Raw genomic sequence first — 17,288 nt, forward strand, 5'->3', positions numbered from 1 at the left:
AAGCATCAAAATGCTTTTTCGCCTTTTTCTTTACCATTTATTAATTTAACTCAGGCCAGTACTCTTTATTAGCTTCAATTAAATCGTCTAAAATATCTTTTGCTACTTTTGCACTAGGAACTGTTTTTGAAAGTGTTAAAGCCTGCCATAATTTTTGATAGCTGCCTTCAATATAGGCTTGCACGACTAATTTTTCGACAGTCACCTGTTGGTACATTAACGCTCTTTGGAATTCAGGGATCTTGCCTTGACTTAATGGCTCTGGACCATCACTTCCAACAATACATGGAACCTCCACCATTGCATCATCATCAAAGTTAGCAATAGCTCCATTGTTTTCTACGATCAACAGCATTCTTTCGTGCGTGTTAAAGGCAATTGCAGTAGCTAAGTCAACCACAAAGGTTGCGTGTGCTCCCATCTCGAATTCACAGCCTTCTGCTGTTCCTCTTTCAATGATCGTTTTAGCCGTTGTAAAGACCGTTTTTTCTCGTCCATCTATAACTTCATTTGCTCTTGTATACTCTGGATTCGAATGTTCTACTACATAATCTGGATAGTAATAATATTTTAAATACGTATTTGGTAGGAATCGTGGATCTACAGCTAGTAGATCCTTCGCTTTTTTATGTGTGTCCTGCCAGCTTGCATCCGTATGCTGAGTATCCACTTCTTTTTTTGTGAGATAACCATTTTCCGCTACATAATCACGAATTTGAGGTAGATATTCATGTCCTTCCTTATCTTTTACACTTGTCCACCAACCAAAGTGATTTAACCCAAAATAACGTACTTCTAGATCTTTTGGTTCTTTACCGATAATATGCGACATTCTACGTAGTGTTCCTACAGGCATATCACAGATATTCAATACCTTTGAATCTGGACGAAGAACTCGACAAGCTTCCGCAACAATGGCAGCAGGATTGGAATAGTTTAGCATCCAAGCATCTGGAGAATACTTTTCCATTATATCAATTAACTCGATCATATCACCGATGCTTCTCATCCCATATGCAATTCCGCCAGGTCCGCATGTTTCTTGACCAACGACACCATGCTTTAAAGGGATTTTCTCATCTTTTTCGCGCATTTCATATTTTCCCGTACGAATATGTGCAAAACAGAAGTCGATATCAGTAAATGCCTCTTCTGGATCGGTCGTGTAGCCATATTCAATATCAGGTGCTTTTTCTTTTAATACAATCTCAATTGCTTCCCCTAAAACAGCTTGTCTTTCGCCGTCATTATCGTATAATTTTAATTTTCGTAGTGGGAAACGATCTAGGTTATCTAATAACATCATCACGATTCCTGGTGTATAGGTACTTCCTCCACCCGCAATTACAACTGAAAACTTTTTCATGTTCTCCATTCCCTTCTATATATCTGTCGTTTCTCTGTTAGTAGAAAGAGTTTGTCTCACATTTACTCATTTGAACTTAATCCTAAGAAGCTATCGACTTCTTTTCGAATGTTAGTCACTTGTAAGCCATATACAACCTGCACATTATTACCTTTTATGATTACTCCGCTTGCACCAGTCTCTTTTTTCAATGTATCCTCGTTAACCTTTTCTGGGTTATCTAGCGTTAATCGAAGTCTTGTATAACAATTTGTAACTGTATTAATATTGCTTGCGCCACCTAGTGCATCTACAATCACACCGGCCATTCCTTCATTTCCAGCAGGCTCGGCAACACCTGACTTTTCTTGACTTTTCTTCTCTTTATATTCTTTTTTAGAATATAATTTTGTTTCTTTGCCCTCATCTTCTCTACCAATCGTCTTAAAGTTAAATTTCACAATTAAGAAGCGGAAGACTACATAGTAAATAACAAAGTATAGTAAACCTACTAAAATGTACATTGGCCAGTGAGTCTTTTCGATACCCAATGGCAGATTGAACAATAGGAAGTCAATCATACCATTTGGACCAATGGCTCTAACATCTAATAGATTTAACGTAACCATACTCAATCCACTCAATGCAGCGTGTACCACGAATAACAATGGTGCGACGAACATGAAGGAGAATTCAATAGGTTCAGTAACACCAGCAATGATAGATGTAACAGCTGCTGGGATTAAAATCGCTTTAGCCTTGCCTTTGTTTTCAGGCTTTGCTGTGTGATACATGGCTAAACAAGCCCCTATTAAACCAAACATTTTTGAAATACCACGAGCGTCCCATATTACACTTTCAGAAAGAACCTTAACCGAAGGGTCAGCAATCTCTGCATAGTAAATATTTCTAGCGCCTTCGAATACTTGTCCACCTACTTCTGCAACACCACCTAATGATGTATATAAGAATGGTGTATAGATTAAGTGGTGCAAGCCAGTTGGAATTAATAAGCGTTCCAATGCACCGTATAAGAAAAGACCAAAGCTTCCACTATGATTGATTAGCTCACCAAGTTTATTAATCCCTTCTTGGAAAAATGGCCAAATAAATGTTAGAGCTATCGATAATAGGACAACAACTGGAATTAATACGATAAAGACAAATCGTGACCCGCCATAGATTTGAAATGCACCTTTAAATTCTGTATCAATAAATTTGTTATGAACCATAGCAGTAATAATACCTAGAATCAATCCAAGAAACACACCCATATCCAGGATTTGAACTCCAAGAACTAAAGTTTGTCCAGTTCCTTGTAAAGATTCTCCTTCGAAAAGAACCCCACTAAGCTGCATAAATTTATTCATTGCATTAACAAAAACCAAATAGCCTAGTAAAGCTGTAAAACCTGCGACGGCTTTTTCTTTATTTGCTAAACCGACTGTAATTCCCACACAAAAAATGAGTCCTAAGTTCCCGAGAATGGAAACCAATGATCCTGTTAAGATCGTTCCAAATCCAGTAGTAATTGGATTATCTAAAAATGGAAGTACTTCCAAAAGTCTAGGATTTGTAAATAAGTTTCCTAAGGCAATTAAAATACCTGCAATTGGCAAAATAAGTACTGGAATAAACATCGCTTTCGAAAAGCGCTGCATGCCTTCCATGACCTGTGTTTTCATTTTGCCTTCCCCTCCTGTAAGTGTTTTCTTTTGTTGACATGTTTAGAATACAATGTAACCGTTTTATAGTCGATAGATTCAGCAACACAAAAAACGTGTTTCACACATAGAAACACGTTTCATTCAACACTGTCTTTTTTCGCAATAAAAGTTTCAAGATATTGCTTGACAATAAATTCAAACAACAATGTAAGTCTAGGAAAGAAGCTGTTTGGGAGCATGTTACGATCATCAAGTTTATTATGGTCGATGATCTTAAAGTTTAAATCTGAGAGTTCAGCAATCCGATTATGTGTTTCTTTTGTGAAAGATACAGTAAAAATATGGTGTTCTTTTGCAGCGAGTAATTTTTCAACAACCATTTGTGTTTCACCAGACTTTGAGATGACCACTAATGCACCTATATCTTCCAGATTATTCTCAAATACACCAATCGAATCGGTTCCACTTGCTAAGATTGTTTTTCTTCCCAATACCAATAATTTTTTATACAAGTACTCTGCAACGATTGCTGAAAATCCAGTCGCATAAATAAAAATATAGCGCTGTTGCAAATTTAGCACTTTCTGAATAAACAAGTCTATCTCTTCCATTGAATTATGGGTCATGTAATCCCATTGATTAATTTCAAAAAAGTCCTCGGTTGCATCACTTTTTGGAATGTCCGCTTTTTTGACAAGTGGAAGAATCTGATAATACATATCGACAAAACCGGTATAACCTAATTTTTTGGACAAACGAATAACTGTCGCGGGAGATGTAAAATTTTCTTTGGCTATTTTCCGGACACCCATTTGCAAAACGGTATCGATATTATCAATAATATATTGGACAAGTTGGACATCTATTTCACTTAAGTTTTTCCCTTGGATAATTTTACTGATATCAATCATATTGCATCACCTAATCACTTAAAAAATCCTTATCGAAGCTGGTTCCATGTTCATTATTTCGAGGATTCTTATCTTTTGGAAGCTTAATTCCTTTTGACAGAATATCATTTCCATACTTGCCTTTCAATTTATCAATTACTTTTAATAAAGGTTCTTTTTTTGCTTCTTTTTCATAGGAAAACAAATCAAGCTGTTTAAATGCCTCATGTTTCTCAACTAATTCCTGTGCAGTGACACCTAGCAATCGAATCGGTTCCCCATTCCAATGTTTTTTCCAAAGGCGCTTGGCAGCCTGAAAAATTTCAATATCTTGATCAATTGGATTCTCAAGCTTTCTACTTCTTGTTACTGTCTTTCGATCTGCGTAGCGAATCATCAACTGGACATTATTTGTTAACATGTCCTTTCGCCTAATCCGTCCCCCTACGGAATTTGAAAGTCTTTTAATGACACCGAGAAGCTCCTCTTCATCTGTTGAGTCGTATGGTAATGTTGTTGAATTTCCGATACTTTTAAACTCCGAAATGGCATCGGGGTCAACTGGGCGATTATCCATTCCATTTGCCCTTTGTTTTAATCTCTCCCCATTAATACCTAACAATTGCTTTAATTGAATATCATTCCCTTTCGCAAGATCACCAATTGTATGAATATGGATCGTCGATAACTTCTCCGCGGTCCTTGATCCCACTCCATGCATTTCACCGACCGGCATTGGCCAAAGGACTGTAGGAACATCTCGTTTGCGTAAAACTGTAATTCCTAACGGCTTTTTCATATCAGATGCCATCTTTGCTAGAAATTTATTCGGCGCAATTCCAATACTACAAGGAAGAAGCAGTGTCTTTTGTACCGTATTTTGAATAGATGTCGCAATTTCAAGAGGAGACCCTTTTTCAAAGCAGTCCGTAATATCAAGATAACCCTCATCGATTGAAACAGGTTCAACTAAGTCTGTATATGAACGTAGAATATCAAACATCGCTAGTGACGCTCTCCGGTAGCGTTCGAAATTTGGTTTTCGGACGATGAGATTTGGACATTTTCGTTTCGCTTCCCATAAGGGCATCGTCGTTTTCACACCAAAGGCACGTGCCTCGTAGCTACAGGTGATAATAATGCCTTTACGCTCCTCTACATTCCCAGCTATAGCTAAAGGTTTACCCTGTAAGGAAGGGTCGTATGCCATTTCAACCGATGCATAGAAGCTGTTCATATCCACATGTAGGATAACCTTTCCGTTTTTCGGATACATTTCTTTCATGTTATGCACTTCCCTAATCATCCACTATCTCTAGTTTATCATAGAAAAAGCCACCTATTCTAATGGTGGCTGTGAATATGTTCCTCTATTTGATTGAATCCTTCTAAACCATTAAATAGTTTGTGAGGGTCTAGTAATGTAATCAATCTCCCCTCTAAGGTCGCAACTCCAGTAATATATGAGGAAAGCTGGTAAGTTACATTCAATGGTTTCACTTGATTTTGTGGGATATCAATTATTTCTTTGGCATCATCAACAAGTAAGCCAACTGATAGTGAATCCGTTTTGGCCACGATGATCTTTGTTTTGTCCGTATGATTGATTGATTTATTAAATAAAATAATTCCCGTATCCACAATTGGAACAAGTTCATCTCGTATGGTTAGCACGCCTAGCATATAGTTTGGCATTTGTGGTATAGCATTAAGCGCCTGTGCTCTTTCTATGGAAATCACGTTTAAAACAGGGACACCATATTCCTCATCACCTGCTGAAAAAACAACAACTTTTTGGTCTTCTATCATTACTTTCACCTCTACCGTAGTAACAACAATCTATAGTCTCTTTCTATCATACTTTACCCGTTCTGGAAAAGAAATAAAAAAAGCGAAACTCCTCTACAAATCGGAATTTCGCAATTTAGAATCAATTTATTTTGCAACCTCTTCGACAATTGCAACAATTAGTTCAGCAGTTTTAACTAGTTCTTCGATTGGCATTTTTTCATTTGTCGTGTGAATTTCTTCATAACCAACTGCTAGATTTACCGTTGGAATGCCATGTCCTGCGATGACGTTCGCATCACTGCCTCCACCGCTTTGTTGTAGTTCACTTTGACGTCCAATTCGTGCAACTGCACGTTTGGCAACCTCAACAACATGGTCTCCATCTGCAAATTTAAAACCTGGATACATGACTGTAGTCTCAACTTCTGCTCTACCACCCATTTCAGCGGCTACAGATTCAAAGGCTTCTTTCATTTTTTGAACTTGGCTTTCCATTTTTTCTGTAATTAATGAACGAGCTTCAGCCAAAATTTCAACATGATCGCAAACGATATTGGTTTGTGTTCCACCTTCGAAACGTCCGATATTTGCAGTTGTTTCTTCATCAATTCGACCTAAAGGCATTCTTGAAATTGCTTTTGCAGCCATTGTAATCGCAGATACACCTTTTTCAGGGGCAACACCCGCATGTGCTGTTTTGCCGATAATTGTAGCTTTCACCTTCGCTTGTGTTGGTGCAGCTACAATTATGTTTCCAACCTTGCCATCACTATCAAGCGCATAGCCATATTTTGCTGTGATCATGGAGCGGTCCAACGCTTTAGCACCCATAAGGCCTGATTCTTCTCCAGCTGTAATAATAAATTCTATTTTACCATGTGGAATTTGATTTTCCTTCAGAACACGAATCGCTTCAAACATTGCAGCTAAGCCTGCTTTATCATCTGCACCTAAAATGGTTGTTCCATCTGAAACTATATAACCATCCTTGATTGAAGGCTTAATGCCCTTACCAGGGACAACTGTATCCATATGAGATGTAAAATAAATGGTATCCACATCATTTTTAGTTCCCTCAAGGGTACAAATTAAATTTCCTGCACCATGACCGGTTTGACCAGTTGTGTCATCCTCGACAACATGTACACCCAATGCTGTGAATTTTTCTTTTAAAACCTTTGCAATTTCTGTTTCGAATTTTGTTTCTGAATCTACTTGCACTAACTCTAAAAATTCATTGACAAGTCTATCCTGATTAATCATAGTATGTACCTCCAAGATGAATAGGTTAATGAAATTAGCCTATCATACTATAGTAAAAAAATAAATTCTAATTATTATAATGGAATATTTCCATGTTTTTTATTAGGCCGAGATTCCTTTTTATTCTGTAACATTTCTAATGCTTGAACAATTTTAATTCGCGTTTCGCGCGGATCAATGACATCATCAACCATGCCTTGGCTGGCTGCAACATATGGGTTGGCAAACTTTTCACGATATTCTTCAATTTTTTGAGCTCGTGTTTTTTCGGGATCATCACTTTCATTAATCTCTCGTGCAAAAATAATATTGGCTGCACCTTGTGGACCCATTACCGCAATTTCTGCATTTGGCCATGCAAAAACTAAATCAGCCCCAATTGATTTACTATTTAAAGCGACATATGCTCCACCATATGCTTTTCTTAGAATAACAGTTAGCTTTGGTACTGTTGCTTCAGAGTACGCATATAAAATTTTGGCCCCATGTCGGATAATTCCTCCATGTTCCTGTTTTACCCCTGGGAAAAAGCCTGTCACATCCTCAAACGTAATTAGCGGGATATTGAAGGAGTCACAAAAACGAATGAATCTTGAGGCTTTATCAGATGAATCGATATCAAGCCCACCGGCCATATATTTCGGCTGGTTGCATACTAAGCCTACAACTTCCCCTTTTATTCTTGCAAAACCAACAACGATATTTTTTGCAAAATCTTTATGAACTTCCATGAATGATTTCTCATCCACCACTTGTTCAATGACTTTGCGAACATCATATGGTCTGACTGCATCAAAAGGAATAATATCAGTTAAATCAGGTCGATAATCATCCTCTTCTTTTTCGGGTAAAATTGGTGGTTTTTCCTCATTATTTTGAGGTAGATAGCTCACTAAAGCTCTTACCTGTTGTAGAACTTCCTCTTCTGTTTCTCCTGAAAAATGCGCGTTTCCACTAATTGAATTATGTACGCTTGCCCCACCTAAATCCTCTGAGCTTATTTTTTCACCAGTAACGGTTTCAATAACTTTCGGCCCTGTAATAAACATTTGAGATGTCTTTTCCACCATAAAAACAAAGTCGGTAATCGCTGGAGAATACACAGCCCCACCTGCACAGGGTCCCATAATCACAGAGATTTGCGGAATGACCCCTGAATAAATCGCATTTCGGTAAAAAATATGACCGTACCCATCAAGGGAGACGACTCCTTCTTGAATTCTTGCCCCACCTGAATCATTTAAGCCAATAAAGGGCGCACCATTTTTAGCTGCTAAGTCCATGACATTCGCGATTTTTTTCGCATGCATTTCACCAAGTGCTCCACCAAAAACAGTAAAATCTTGTGAAAATAAATAAACCGGTCTACCGTTGATTTTTCCATATCCAGTAACAACACCATCGCCAGGTCCCTTTTTATCGGCTAAGCCAAAGTCCGTACTACGATGTTCAATAAATGGATTTAACTCGACAAATGTTCCTTTATCAAGTAATAGGTCAATACGTTCTCTTGCTGTTAATTTTCCTTTTTCATGCTGTTTATCAATCTTCTCATCACCTCCGCCTAGCTCTACCTCACGACGACGATCATATAGTTCGTTTATTTTCTCATAAATATCTACCATTATTTATTTTCCCCCTTACTTGGTTTCTCGCAAAGCTCATATAAAATACTCCCTGTAGATTTTGGATGCATGAAGGCAATCTTCGCACCACCTGCACCCTTCTTAGGCTCATCAGCAAGCATTCGAATGCCGTGTTCTTTTATTTCTTTGATCCTCTCTTCGATGGATGAAACCCCTAAAGCGATATGGTGTATTCCTTCGCCTCGTTTTTCAATAAATTTAGCAATCGGGCTTTCTGATGAAAGTGGCTCCAATAACTCGAGTTTTGATTCTCCAATTTTGATGAAGGCAACTCTTACTTTCTCTGATTCTACTGTTTCGATTCCTTCTAACTTAAGGTTTAGAACGTTTGTGTAGAATGGAAGGGCATTTTCAATCGATGAGACAGCGATTCCAATATGGTCAATCTTTTCAATCATGCTTTCACTCCTCAAGCGAGCGCTCGCTCAATGTTGTAAGCGCTTCATAGATATATATGTCTATTTTAGCATGAACTCATCAAAAATTGTGTATTTTCAGTTTTAATGAAGAGGACTTAATGGTTGTCCAACTGTCATTTTCGCGGTAAAATATGAGTAAATATGTAAGCAGAAGGGAGTATGTGACGTGTCCCGTAAAACTCAAAAAATTGTGGTATATTTAATGATCGCTGTAATGCTAATTACTACTCTGTTAGCTGGTGTAGGTATGTGGTTTTAAGTCAAACATTTACAGTGTTACGAGGTTTGTTAACAGTCTAAAAAGGTGACCTAAATGGTCACCTTTTGCTTTATTAAAATTGAGGCTGGGACATTACGATAATCATCTTAATGAATGCCGAACATTAAAATTGTGAAAACCACAAAAAGAAAAATTCTTCTTTTAAAGATCGATGAATTTGTTTATAAAATGGTAACTATGTTGATTGAAGCGAAAGGCGGCGACTCCTCGAAAATGCATTCGCATTTTCTTCGTGCGTGGGTTATTTCAAGGAAGAATTTCAAAGTCCTGCGGGAAAAGCGTGAGACTTGAGACCCCACAGGAGCGCAAATCAGAACGAAGCCTAAAAACGCCACGTCCTGTGGCAACGGCTTCGTGACCTACATCGTGTAGGCCTGAGGAGGCTCAAGCCACGCCCGCGGAAAGCGTCCGCCTGTAGCGCAGATCAACGGTGTAAAAATCAAAAATGTTTGCTTAAAAACCTTTTGTCCCAGCCGCTTTGCTTTATTAAAATTAGGTTGGCAACCCTTTGAATAATCTTTTTATGATTAAATATTCTTCCATTTCTTTAATAAATTGTAGAAGAGCAGCCCTTGTCTCAAACTCCTCTCGAGTTTGTGGCAATGGCATTTCTCTAAACACTTTACGCATAGCTTCAAGTTTTTTCAAAAATACACTTGCCGTGTTACCAGGATGTATGGACTGGCTCACCTCCATAATAAAATCGGCAACCATTTCTCTTTGTTCAACCGACTGAGTAATCGAAGTAATAGTAGGTAACATCCTCTGAAGAATTTCGAATTGCTTTTCTCTCATTTCAAAATACGTATAATATAAGTTTTCATCGCGCATTAGGTTATTTTCAACATCTCTGAATGCAATTCTTTTCGCTTTCTTTAATAAATCTTCAACAGCTGTTATCTCTCGCCCATCCCAAATACTCTCACCTGTTCGAAGATAGTGAACCATCTCGTTTAATATATTTCCAAACAGGGCTTCAATTTCTTGTTGGTATACCCTAAGTTGCTTGTCAACACTCGGCATATATAGATTTACGAGTAGTGCAACACCAATCCCAATCACAATTAAACCAAGTTCATTTATAATCAAATCAATTGTTACTTTCCCAGCTGAAAATATATGTAAAATAATTACGGTACTTGTTACAATTCCATCTTTTGCTTTTACGGCAACCACAGTAGGAATAAAAAATAGGAGTAACAACCCAATTGTTAATGGATGATAGCCTATTCCCTCAAAGAATACAATTGAAAATAGGATTCCAACCACACACGCAATAAATCGCTCCCACGAACTCTCAAGCGACTTTTTTCTTGTTACTTTAATACATAAAATCGTTAGAATTCCAGCAGAAGCAAAACTATCTAGCCCTAATAGTTTTGCGATCGATATAGAAATCGTTGTACCTATAGCTGTTTTTAAAGTGCGATAACCTATTTTAAACATAAATCGGCTCCTAAAAATCGATAATGGTTTTATTATATTGTTATCAATAGGAAAAATAAAACACCTACACAAATCTTAGTATGACTAAATTCACGAAAAAAGGAATGATCTCATGGATCATTCCTGTTATATTATAGAACTTTTTCTAAGAAATCTTGCGCACGTTGGCTTCTTGGATTGGTGAAAAATTCATCGGGTGTTGTTTGTTCAACTATAAGCCCATCATCCATGAAGAGTACTTTGTCTGCCACTTCACGTGCAAATCCCATTTCATGAGTTACAATGAGCATCGTCATTCCAGTATTAGCTAAGCCCTTCATAACATTAAGAACTTCTTTTACCATTTCAGGGTCAAGTGCGGAAGTAGGCTCGTCAAAAAGCATGATTTCTGGTTCCATTGCTAAGGCCCTGGCGATTGCTACCCTCTGCTTTTGTCCTCCAGAAAGGCGATTTGGATATTCATTTTCTTTTTCTGATAATCCAACCTGCTTTAATAGCTCCCTCGCTTTGTTTTCCGCTTCACTTTTTGAAATCCCTTTTACCTTCATTGGAGCGTAAGTAAGATTTTGAAGAACCGTCTTATGTGGAAATAGATAAAAATGCTGAAATACCATTCCAATATGCTGACGAACCTTTGTAATATTCGTCTTTGCATTTGTGACTTCATCTTCCCCAACCCAAATCTGTCCTTGAGTTGGTCTTTCAAGTAGATTTAAACATCTTAGAAATGTAGATTTTCCAGAACCAGAAGGACCAATAATGGCAACAACCTCACCTTGTTTAAAGGTGGTCGTAATCCCTTTTAACACTTCAAGCTTGCCAAAAGATTTATGAAGACCTTCTACTTTAATATGATCGTTACTCACTACGACGCAACCTCCTCTCAAGTCTTCCTCCTAGGAATGTGAGGATTGTAACAATAATCCAATAAACTAGACCAGCAATTAATAATGGTTCAAAATAGCGGAATGTATTCGATCCGACAACTTGAGCTCTTCTCATAATATCCAATAACCCAATCGTACTTACAATTGCAGATTCCTTCGTTAAGGTTATAAATTCATTTAAAAGTGCAGGTAAAATATTTTTTACTGCCTGTGGAAGGATAATATCCAACATCATTGGGCGGTACGAGATCCCTAGTGCTTCCGCCGCTTCTTGTTGGCCTTTATCTACAGCCTGAATACCCGCTCTAATGATTTCAGAAATATACGCACCTGAGTTTAATCCAAATGCTAACACCCCAGCTACAAATTTATCAATATCATAATGAAAAAGCTGTGGAACTGCAAAATAGATTAAAACCAATTGGAGGATAAGTGGTGTTCCTCTAAATATGGATGTATAAATATCCGCAAACCACTTAAAAAATGAAACCTTACTAATTTTAAACACCGCTAAAATTGTCCCCAAAATTAAACCTAAAATTGCCGATACTAGTGCAAAGGATACCGTAAGGCCGATCCCTTCTAGTATAAACGGAATTGAAGGCACGATTCGGGAAAAATCAATATCCAAACCCATGCCTTACACCTCATTTCTACTAAAAAATTTTTATTTTTCGATCCATTCTTGCTCTATTTCTTTTAACTCGCCATTTTCCTTCATTTCATCTAACACCTTATTAAATTCTTCAGTCAGATCACTGCCTTTTGCAAATGCAATTGCCATACCTGGTGAAGCTTCTGTTGGATCATCAAAGCCTGCTAAGTCAAGTTCTTCAATGAAGCCTATTGCAACTGTCTTATCTAAATAAACTGCATCAATTCTTCCCGCTTTTAGCTCTTGAATTAATTCTGGAGCCTTATTTAAAGCTGAGATTTCAAGACTTTTAAGTGTTTCTTCTTTAATCTTTTTAGCTCCTTCTTCTTGAATGGAACCTAATTGAACCCCAACTGTTTTACCGTCTAAATCCTCTAATGTTTTAACATCAGAATCCTTTAATGTAACAAACATTTCCCCAGATTTATGATATTCTGTTGAAAAATCTACACTTTCTTTACGTTCAGCAGTTGCTGACATACCAGAAATGATAAAATCAATACGTTCTGCTTGTAATGCGCTAATAAGACCACCGAAATCCATATTTTCGATTTTAAGTTCATATCCAAGTTTATCCGCAATTTTCTTAGCTAAATCAATATCAAATCCAATGTATTCACCTGTTGTCTCGTCAATTGTTTCAAATGGTGGGAAGTCAGCAGATGTTCCCATTGTTAATACTTTCTTTGTATCAGTACCTTTATCAGATCCTGTTGCATTATCATCGCTTGTCCCACAAGCTGCTAGTAATACAATTGATAAAATAGCAATCAATGATGCTAGTAAAAACTTTTTCATTATGTTTTCCCCCTATGTGGTTTTTTATAATTATTCGATAGAATGTATTTTAACACATCTGCATAAATATACAATATGTTTTTTAAAAATAATAATTGATTAATAATTCTATCATTCGCGCAATGGTTACATTTTATTCTGCTTACAAGGTATTTTAGAGGAAAAATTTAGTGTATATTTTGGCGCAATCTTCTTTTAATACTTTACTGATATAAACAATTAAAGTGAAAAAGTAATAAAACATTCATCACATTATGCATAATTTATATAAAAAAAAGAAGCCTAAAAGGCCTCTTAAATTTCTTCACAATATTCTTCAAAAGTTTCCTGTAGTTTAGTGATGACATCCATTGGCTCGTGTCCTTCGATTTCATGTCGTTCAATCATTTTAACGATTTTCCCATCTTTTAATAATGCAAATGATGGAGATGATGGCGGATAACCTTCAAAATATGATCTCGCTGTTTCTGTTGCCGCTTTATCTTGACCTGCAAATACTGTTACTAATTGGTCTGGTCGCTTATCATAATGGATCGAATGTGCTGCAGCTGGTCTTGCAATTCCACCTGCGCAACCACAAACAGAATTAACCATCACTAAAGTTGTACCTTTACGATTTAATGCTTCATCAACCTCTTCAGGTGTTTTTAATTCTTGATAGCCAGCCTCTGTAATTTCTTTTCTAGCTGTTTGTACTATATCATTCATAAACAGATTGAAATCTATTTCCATTTTTGTGCACTCCTTTTAGAAAAATATCTTGCTATTTTTATCATATCAATTTCCATCATGTTTTTTCAAATCTTAGGAACTTAAATGAACGTTTAAAAAATAATTAATCGGGTATTCTATTAATACATCTAGATCATACCCCTAAACTCCCTAGATGGAAGGAGAGCGAATGCACTCCTTCTTTTTTTATGCTTCAAATAGTTCAATTAACTCCTTCACAGCAGTTGTAACATTTAAATCACCCTGTATAACTTTATTTTCAAGGACTGGGAGCTTCGTTTTAATGGATGGATGGGTAAAAAAGCTTGTTTCAAGATAATCCTTTATCATTGCATGAATCCAATCCTTTGTTTGAGAGTCCCTTCGTTCTGCAAATGCTCCAGACTCTTTCGTAGTCTCAACAAATCGCAGGATGATTTTCCATATTTCTTCTATACCTTCATGATAAAGTGCGGATGCTGTATAGGCTTTCGTAGACCAACCTTTCGTTGCAGGCTGAAGATAGTGGAGAATCCGATTATATTCAGCGCGAGCAATTTTTGCTCTCTGTCGATTATCACCGTCCGCTTTATTAATCAATATGGTATCCGCCAGCTCCATTACTCCTTTTTTCATGCCTTGTAATTCATCACCTGCACCGGTCAACACAAGAAGAAGGAAAAAATCTACCATACTTCGTACCACAACTTCACTTTGACCAACACCAATCGTTTCAACAAGAATCACATCAAACCCCGCGGCTTCACAAAGTAAAATTGTCTCCCTCGTTTTACGGTTGACTCCACCAAGGGTTCCCCCTGATGGTGATGGTCGAATAAATGCATTTTTATTCCTCGTAAGGGTCTCCATTCTTGTTTTATCACCAAGTATACTGCCACCTGTTACACTACTACTTGGGTCAACAGCTAAAACCGCAACGCGATGCCCTTGTTCACATAAATAAGAACCAAAGCTCTCTATGAATGTACTTTTACCAGCACCCGGGACTCCAGTGATACCTATACGTATCGAGTTTCCGGTGTACGGAAGTATTTCATTGATTACAGCTTGCGCCTGGTCTTCATGACGTTTTGCGTTGCTTTCAACAAGAGTAATGGCTTGGGCAAGAATAGTACGATTACCATTTCGTATGCCCTGTACATACTCTTCAGTTGTTCGTCCTTTCTTCTTAACAAATTTACGGACACTTTCAGAAGTGTTATTTTGATCTATACCCTTCACAATTTCTGTTGTAAAACCATCAGAGGCATTTTCCGGCACCCATTCAGGTTTCTTTTTATTATCAGTCATTGCCTTCTTCCTCATATCCAAGACGAAGATAAATTTCTTCGATTACTTTTTGTGCAGCCACTGGGATTACCGTTCCAGGTCCAAAAATAGCTGCAGCTCCATGCTCTTTTAAGTAATCATAATCCTGAGAGGGGATAACTCCACCAACAATTACAAGTATATCTTCTCGACCTAATTTCCTCAGTTCTTCAATTAACTGGGGAAGTAATGTTTTATGACCTGCCGCGAGTGAACTCATTCCAACGACATGAACATCATTTTCTACTGCTTGAAGAGCTGTTTCTTCTGGCGTTTGAAATAATGGTCCAATATCAACATCAAAACCAAGGTCCGCAAAAGCAGTAGCAATGACCTTTGCTCCACGGTCATGGCCATCCTGCCCCATTTTCGCAATCAAGATCCTTGGGCGTCTTCCCTCATTTTCCAAAAACTCATCTGTCATCTTCTTCACACTCATGATTTCTTCCTCATTTGAATATTCAGAGCTATAAATTCCACTAATTGAACGAATGACAGCTTTATGACGTGTGGAAGCTTTTTCAATCGCATTTGAAATCTCTCCTAGCGTTGAACGAGCTCTTGCCGCTTGAACCGATAGTTCCAACAGATTTCCCTCACCTGTTTCAACTGCATTCGTAATGGCAGCCAACGCCTCTTCCACTTTTCCGTCATCACGTGAAGCCTTTAATTCACTAAGTCTTTCAATTTGTTTGAGTCGAACAGCTGTATTGTCAATGTCTAAAATATCGATTGGATCTTCTTTATGTAATCGATATTTATTGACACCTATAATTGTTTCTTTGCCGGAATCGATTTTTGCCTGACGTCTCGCCGCCGCCTCTTCAATTCGCATTTTCGGAAGGCCAGTTTCAATTGCTTTGGTCATTCCACCAAGTTCCTCAATTTCCTCGATATGCTTCCAAGCCCGCTCCATGAGCTTATGAGTTAAAGTCTCTACATAATATGAGCCGCCCCATGGATCAATTACATGACAAATACCCGTTTCATCCTGTAAATACAGCTGTGTATTTCTAGCGATTCGAGCAGAAAAATCAGTCGGAAGGGCAATTGCTTCATCGAGTGCATTCGTATGCAAGGATTGTGTATGACCTGATACTGCTGCCAGTGCTTCGATACATGTTCTTGTCACATTATTGAATGGATCCTGCTCAGTCAAGCTCCAACCTGAAGTCTGTGAATGTGTCCTTAACGCAAGTGATTTTGGATTTTTGGGATTGAAGACTTTCATCATTTGTGCCCAAATAAGACGAGCTGCCCTCAGCTTCGCTACCTCCATAAAATAGTTCATACCGATTGCCCAGAAAAAGGATAATCTAGGGGCAAAGGAATCAATATCAATCCCCTTCGCAATTCCTGTTCGTACATATTCCAACCCATCTGCTAACGTATAGGCTAGTTCTAGATCTGCTGGTGCACCGGCTTCCTGCATATGATACCCAGAAATACTAATGCTATTGAATTTTGGCATATTTTTTGACGTGTACTCAAAAATATCCGAAATAATTCGCATTGAGGTGTCTGGTGGGTAAATATAAGTATTTCTCACCATGTACTCTTTTAAAATATCATTTTGAATCGTTCCTGACAGTTTTTCGGGAGGGACACCCTGCTCCTCTGCCGTTACAATATAAAACGCCAAAACCGGAAGTACAGCACCATTCATCGTCATCGACACACTCATTTGATCAAGTGGAATTCCATCAAATAATGTCTTCATATCTAGGATTGAATCAATCGCAACCCCAGCTTTCCCGACATCGCCAACAACACGGGGGTGGTCTGAATCATAGCCACGGTGTGTAGCTAAGTCAAACGCCACAGAAAGACCCTTTTGCCCCATCGCAAGATTGCGGCGGTAGAAAGCATTACTCTCCTCAGCTGTGGAAAAACCAGCATATTGTCGAACGGTCCAAGGTCTGTTTACATACATCGTTGGATATGGACCACGTAAAAACGGGGGAATACCAGGCATATAATCTAGATGAGTCACCCCATCCATGTCTTCCTTTGTATAGACGGGTATTACAGCAATTTGTTCGTTCGTTTCAAATAGCAAATCATCAATAGATTGATTTATCTCTTCTTCTACTTTTTTACGCCATTTTTCAGGAGTAGGTGACGTATCAGATATTTTTAACTTTATATTGGAAAGATCCAC

Annotated in this window: 16 protein-coding genes; 1 reads left to right on the top strand and 15 read right to left on the bottom strand. The window is 37.9% G+C overall.

Going from position 1 to position 17,288, the window contains the following annotated elements:
• Positions 1-40: 40 nt before the first annotated feature.
• From DZB84_RS11915 to mce, 8 genes are all read right to left on the bottom strand, one after another.
• Positions 41-1,366 carry a 6-phospho-alpha-glucosidase gene (locus DZB84_RS11915; RefSeq protein ID WP_223254429.1) on the bottom strand — a complete coding sequence of 442 codons (1,326 nt, stop codon included), beginning with the start codon at positions 1,364-1,366 and terminating at the stop codon, positions 41-43.
• Between the two features lie 62 nt (positions 1,367-1,428).
• Entirely contained in the window at positions 1,429-3,030 is a 1,602-nt protein-coding gene (locus DZB84_RS11920; protein ID WP_116352487.1) for a PTS transporter subunit EIIC, read from the bottom strand.
• A gap of 119 nt (positions 3,031-3,149) precedes the next feature.
• On the bottom strand, positions 3,150-3,923 hold the full coding sequence (locus DZB84_RS11925; RefSeq protein WP_116352488.1) for a MurR/RpiR family transcriptional regulator: 774 nt from the start codon (positions 3,921-3,923) through the stop codon (positions 3,150-3,152).
• Between the two features lie 10 nt (positions 3,924-3,933).
• Positions 3,934-5,187, bottom strand: a complete 1,254-nt coding sequence (locus tag DZB84_RS11930; protein ID WP_116352489.1) for a DNA polymerase IV — start codon at positions 5,185-5,187, stop codon at positions 3,934-3,936.
• A 59-nt stretch (positions 5,188-5,246) separates the two neighbouring features.
• Positions 5,247-5,711 carry a chemotaxis protein CheW gene (locus tag DZB84_RS11935; protein ID WP_116352490.1) on the bottom strand — a complete coding sequence of 155 codons (465 nt, stop codon included), beginning with the start codon at positions 5,709-5,711 and terminating at the stop codon, positions 5,247-5,249.
• 126 nt (positions 5,712-5,837) lie between these two features.
• The gene (locus DZB84_RS11940) at positions 5,838-6,956 is read right to left on the bottom strand and encodes a tripeptidase T (RefSeq protein WP_116352491.1); all 1,119 of its coding nucleotides are present in this window, start codon (positions 6,954-6,956) and stop codon (positions 5,838-5,840) included.
• Positions 6,957-7,030: 74 nt separating this feature from the next.
• Positions 7,031-8,581 (bottom strand): acyl-CoA carboxylase subunit beta, encoded by a 1,551-nt coding sequence (locus DZB84_RS11945; RefSeq protein ID WP_116352492.1) that lies wholly within the window; start codon positions 8,579-8,581, stop codon positions 7,031-7,033.
• Positions 8,581-9,000 (bottom strand): methylmalonyl-CoA epimerase, encoded by a 420-nt coding sequence (gene mce / locus DZB84_RS11950; RefSeq protein WP_116352493.1) that lies wholly within the window; start codon positions 8,998-9,000, stop codon positions 8,581-8,583. The genes DZB84_RS11945 and mce overlap by 1 nt, the downstream gene beginning before the upstream one ends.
• Positions 9,001-9,187: 187 nt before the next feature.
• Here mce and prli42 point away from each other — a divergent pair, with 187 nt between their 5' ends.
• A complete protein-coding gene (gene prli42 / locus DZB84_RS24735) occupies positions 9,188-9,280 on the top strand; it encodes a stressosome-associated protein Prli42 (RefSeq protein ID WP_149917164.1) in 93 nt (30 codons plus the stop codon).
• A 513-nt stretch (positions 9,281-9,793) separates the two neighbouring features.
• Here the strand turns inward: prli42 and DZB84_RS11960 are convergent.
• The 7 genes from DZB84_RS11960 to scpA form a co-directional block, all read right to left on the bottom strand.
• On the bottom strand, positions 9,794-10,747 hold the full coding sequence (locus tag DZB84_RS11960; RefSeq protein WP_116352495.1) for an aromatic acid exporter family protein: 954 nt from the start codon (positions 10,745-10,747) through the stop codon (positions 9,794-9,796).
• Between the two features lie 131 nt (positions 10,748-10,878).
• On the bottom strand, positions 10,879-11,613 hold the full coding sequence (locus DZB84_RS11965) for an amino acid ABC transporter ATP-binding protein (protein ID WP_189655226.1): 735 nt from the start codon (positions 11,611-11,613) through the stop codon (positions 10,879-10,881).
• A complete protein-coding gene (locus DZB84_RS11970) occupies positions 11,606-12,265 on the bottom strand; it encodes an amino acid ABC transporter permease (protein WP_116352546.1) in 660 nt (219 codons plus the stop codon). The genes DZB84_RS11965 and DZB84_RS11970 overlap by 8 nt, the downstream gene beginning before the upstream one ends.
• Before the next feature lie 36 nt (positions 12,266-12,301).
• The gene (locus DZB84_RS11975; protein WP_189655227.1) at positions 12,302-13,087 is read right to left on the bottom strand and encodes a transporter substrate-binding domain-containing protein; all 786 of its coding nucleotides are present in this window, start codon (positions 13,085-13,087) and stop codon (positions 12,302-12,304) included.
• A gap of 294 nt (positions 13,088-13,381) precedes the next feature.
• Positions 13,382-13,819, bottom strand: a complete 438-nt coding sequence (locus DZB84_RS11980; protein ID WP_116352497.1) for a BrxA/BrxB family bacilliredoxin — start codon at positions 13,817-13,819, stop codon at positions 13,382-13,384.
• A gap of 186 nt (positions 13,820-14,005) precedes the next feature.
• Entirely contained in the window at positions 14,006-15,109 is a 1,104-nt protein-coding gene (gene meaB / locus DZB84_RS11985; protein WP_116352498.1) for a methylmalonyl Co-A mutase-associated GTPase MeaB, read from the bottom strand.
• Positions 15,102-17,261, bottom strand: a complete 2,160-nt coding sequence (scpA, locus tag DZB84_RS11990) for a methylmalonyl-CoA mutase (RefSeq protein WP_411266263.1) — start codon at positions 17,259-17,261, stop codon at positions 15,102-15,104. The genes meaB and scpA overlap by 8 nt, the downstream gene beginning before the upstream one ends.
• Positions 17,262-17,288 lie beyond the last annotated feature (27 nt).

It is taken from the genome of Bacillus sp. HNG (genome assembly GCF_003400205.1).
Taxonomy (GTDB): domain Bacteria; phylum Bacillota; class Bacilli; order Bacillales; family Bacillaceae_L; genus Ferdinandcohnia.

Bases quoted from the DNA above. Each gene is read 5' to 3' on its own strand.
- DZB84_RS11915 (WP_223254429.1), bottom strand. From the start codon at position 1,366: ATGAAAAAGTTTTCAGTTGTAATTGCGGGTGGAGGAAGTACCTATACA.
- DZB84_RS11920 (WP_116352487.1), bottom strand. From the start codon at position 3,030: ATGAAAACACAGGTCATGGAAGGCATGCAGCGCTTTTCGAAAGCGATG.
- DZB84_RS11925 (WP_116352488.1), bottom strand. From the start codon at position 3,923: ATGATTGATATCAGTAAAATTATCCAAGGGAAAAACTTAAGTGAAATA.
- DZB84_RS11930 (WP_116352489.1), bottom strand. From the start codon at position 5,187: ATGAAAGAAATGTATCCGAAAAACGGAAAGGTTATCCTACATGTGGAT.
- DZB84_RS11935 (WP_116352490.1), bottom strand. From the start codon at position 5,711: ATGATAGAAGACCAAAAAGTTGTTGTTTTTTCAGCAGGTGATGAGGAA.
- DZB84_RS11940 (WP_116352491.1), bottom strand. From the start codon at position 6,956: ATGATTAATCAGGATAGACTTGTCAATGAATTTTTAGAGTTAGTGCAA.
- DZB84_RS11945 (WP_116352492.1), bottom strand. From the start codon at position 8,581: ATGGTAGATATTTATGAGAAAATAAACGAACTATATGATCGTCGTCGT.
- mce (WP_116352493.1), bottom strand. From the start codon at position 9,000: ATGATTGAAAAGATTGACCATATTGGAATCGCTGTCTCATCGATTGAA.
- DZB84_RS11960 (WP_116352495.1), bottom strand. From the start codon at position 10,747: ATGTTTAAAATAGGTTATCGCACTTTAAAAACAGCTATAGGTACAACG.
- DZB84_RS11975 (WP_189655227.1), bottom strand. From the start codon at position 13,087: ATGAAAAAGTTTTTACTAGCATCATTGATTGCTATTTTATCAATTGTA.
- DZB84_RS11980 (WP_116352497.1), bottom strand. From the start codon at position 13,819: ATGGAAATAGATTTCAATCTGTTTATGAATGATATAGTACAAACAGCT.
- meaB (WP_116352498.1), bottom strand. From the start codon at position 15,109: ATGACTGATAATAAAAAGAAACCTGAATGGGTGCCGGAAAATGCCTCT.